This is a genomic window from Nocardia sp. NPDC006982 (genome assembly GCF_042869435.1).
Lineage (GTDB): Bacteria > Actinomycetota > Actinomycetes > Mycobacteriales > Mycobacteriaceae > Nocardia.
Window position 1 is genome coordinate 1 of sequence record NZ_JBIAFV010000069.1, and the last position, 3,018, is coordinate 3,018.

General features: G+C 67.0%; 4 protein-coding genes. All 4 read left to right on the forward strand.

Features of this window, described 5'->3' with window-relative positions; genetic code table 11:
* Nucleotides 1-498 (forward strand): type I-E CRISPR-associated protein Cse1/CasA (locus ACFYOW_RS49410; RefSeq protein WP_387299111.1); only part of this gene is annotated, 498 nt, incomplete at its 5' end.
* On the forward strand, nt 495-1,151 hold the full coding sequence (gene casB / locus ACFYOW_RS49415) for a type I-E CRISPR-associated protein Cse2/CasB (RefSeq protein WP_387299113.1): 657 nt from the start codon (nt 495-497) through the stop codon (nt 1,149-1,151). The genes ACFYOW_RS49410 and casB, both read left to right, overlap by 4 nt.
* The gene (cas7e, locus tag ACFYOW_RS49420) at nt 1,148-2,296 is read left to right on the forward strand and encodes a type I-E CRISPR-associated protein Cas7/Cse4/CasC (RefSeq protein ID WP_387299115.1); all 1,149 of its coding nucleotides are present in this window, start codon (nt 1,148-1,150) and stop codon (nt 2,294-2,296) included. The genes casB and cas7e overlap by 4 nt, the downstream gene beginning before the upstream one ends.
* Complete coding sequence (gene cas5e, locus ACFYOW_RS49425; RefSeq protein ID WP_387299117.1) at nt 2,293-3,018, forward strand: type I-E CRISPR-associated protein Cas5/CasD; 726 nt, start codon at nt 2,293-2,295, stop codon at nt 3,016-3,018. Before cas7e ends, cas5e begins: the two co-directional genes overlap by 4 nt.

Here is a 3,018-nt window from a genome sequence, read left to right on the forward strand (position 1 = left end):
ACATTCGCCGAGATCGTCGAGGATGTGTTGCCGATGTCGGTGATCTTGCTGCGTGAGGACCGCCCCGCCGCCGGTCAAACCGCGTCCAACGCCGTCGACGACGCCGAAAACACCGCGTCAGCGGTCTGGAGTTTCGCGGAAAACCTCGCCCAGGCCGCGGGCGCGGAACCGAAATCCGGTGCCGGGGACCGCGCCCGCGAACACCTGTACGCGGCACTGGACGCCCCGTACCGGGAATGGCTGGCGTCCCTGACACCGGAACGAGACCTCGATCAGGCGCGCGCACAATGGCAAACAACTCTTCGGGCTGCGGTGTATCCGATTGCCGCGGAACTGATTTCGGCTGCCCCGCCCTCGGCGTGGGTAGGGCGCACGGTTCGCGGTCAGGTGGTGAACGTGGCGCGCGCGGAGATGTGGCTCAACACCTCGCTGCGGAAGCTGTTGCCGCTGGCTGATTCCCGGTCGATCCGTTCTGTATCGAAGGAGGCGGTGGCGTGAGCACCGTGGAGGAGAAGCAAACCCTGGAGGTGGTGCCCGCGCGGCGGCTGGGCCGCCTCGGAAGCGCCCTGGATTGGCGGTTGAACCGCCTTCAGGACGAATATCTACAGCGATCGTCCACAGCGCGGGCGGAACTGGCGAAACTGCGTCGAGGTCTAGGTAAACCCGCGGGCAGCGTCCCCGAGATCTGGGACCTCACCATCGCCGCGGTGCCGGCATCCCTGTGCGGGCAGGACCGTTTCGACGATGGTGAGCCGAGTGTGGCCGAGGCTGCCGCGCATTCGGTGCTGACCTTGTTCGCCGCGCACCAGCAGTCGATGCTGGTGCGCGCGCATGTCCCGGAGGTCTCGTTTGGGCGGGCGGTGGGGATTCTGGCGCAGTCGGAGGGGCGCAGCGCTGAGGCGGTCACGCGCCGGTTCATGGCCGTGTCGACCGCACAATCGATCGAGGAGGTGTTGGTGCACATCCGCGGGCTGGTCACCCAGTTGCGGTCGGAGAAAAAGGGATTCGACTACGCCCGCCTCGCAGACGACCTCACCGGTCTGCTGACCCCGGGCCGCGCCCAGCGGGTGCGGCTGGCCTGGGGACGCGACTTCTACCGCACCACCACCGCCGCCGAACCAGATTCCGAGTCCGAAGCCAGTGAAGAATGACCAGTGAAAGGCCGCTTGCCGCGATGACCCGAACCCTGATCGACCTGCACATCCTGCAGACGGTGCCGCCGAGCAACCTCAACCGCGACGACACCGGTAGCCCGAAGACCGCGATCTATGGCGGTGTGCGCCGCGCCCGCGTCTCCAGCCAAGCCTGGAAGCGGGCCACTCGCGTGGCCTTCGATGACCAGCTTGACCGCTCGCAGCTGGGGGTGCGGACCCGTCGCGTGGTCGAACTGTTGGCCGCCGAGATCACCTCGCAGGCAACCGAGTTGGGTGAGCGCTCGCTCGAGCTGGCCGCGGAGGTGATGAAGGCTGTCGGTATCACCGTGAAGCCGCCGAAGAAGGACGCGATCGAGGAAGCCGGATACCTGGTGTTCTTGAGCCGGTGCCAGATCCAGGCCCTGGCTGCTGCGGCGGTCGCCGCGGCAGGCGCGGCCGATGTCGCGAAAGCGTTGCGGGAGGCCAAGGTGAAGGATCTGGCCGACCGCGACCACTCGGTGGATATCGCGTTGTTCGGTCGTATGGTCGCCGACCAAGCCGACTTGAACGTCGATGCCGCCGTGCAGGTTGCCCACGCCATCAGCGTGCACCCGGTTGAAACCGAGTTCGACTACTTCACCGCGGTCGATGATCAGCTCGGTGACGACGAGACCGGTGCCGGGATGATCGGCACGGTCGAGTTCAACTCCTCCACCTTGTACCGGTACGCGACCATCGATGTGAACCGTCTGCACGACAACCTCGGCGACCCCACCGCGACCCGCCGTGCCATCGAAGCGTTCGTCGCGTCTTTCGTACGGTCCATGCCGACCGGTAAGCAGAACACCTTCGCCAACCGCACCCTCCCGGAGGCGGTGGTCGTGTTGGTGCGTGACACCCAGCCGATCAACCTTGTCGGCGCGTTCGAAAGCCCGGTGCGGGAGACGAATACCGGTGGCCGGGTCAAACGCGCCGCCGACGCGCTGCGTGAGGAAGCCCGCGAGGTTGAACGCGCCTACACCGAAACACCGATCGCCAGCTGGGTCACCCGGATCGGTTCCGACACCGCCGGGCTCGACGACCTCGGCCCGAACGTCGCGTTCACCGACCTCGTCACCGCGGTCGGCGCGCTCGTCGAGACTCGGCTCGGGGAACCGCGGTGAGCGTGGTCGCGCTGCGGTTGGCTGGACCGCTGCAGTCCTGGGGAGCCAGTAGCCGGTTCGTGCGCCGTGACACCGAGACCGCACCTACCAAAAGCGGAGTCCTCGGACTCGTCGCCGCAGCGAAAGGCCTGCGACGCACCGACCCGCTGGAGGGGTTGCTGGGCTTGCGATTCGGTGTCCGCATCGACCAACCCGGACAACTCGTTCGCGACTTCCACACCGCCCAACAACCCAAACTCGAACGCGACGGATCCCGCAGCTGGACCTCACTGCCGCTGTCATATCGCTACTACATCTCCGACGCGGTCTACCTCGCGGTCCTCGAAGGTGAACACGACCTCGTTACCGCGATCGACGCCGCGGTACGCAGCCCCGAATTCCCCCTCTACCTCGGCCGCCGATCCTGCCCACCGGCCGGACCCATCGCCCTCGGAGTTTTCGACGAGGACCTGCCGACCGCGCTGGCGAACCGGCCGTGGCTGGCCAGCACCCGCACACAACGCCGCGCCCGCGACCGGGTCGTGCGGTTGGCGACCGTCCGCGACGCCGCCGAATCTGAGTCCGACGGCGAGATGATCCGTGATACCCCAGTAAGTTTCGACCCGAACCGGCGCCAATACCAATGGCGCGCCGTGGTCCGCGGCACCGTCACCATCGCCAACCCCCACGGAACATCCGCCCCGGTCACCGAGCACGACGCCATGTCGGTGTTGGAGGCATGA

Bases quoted from the DNA above. Each gene is read 5' to 3' on its own strand.
- cas7e (WP_387299115.1), top strand. From the start codon at position 1,148: ATGACCAGTGAAAGGCCGCTTGCCGCGATGACCCGAACCCTGATCGAC.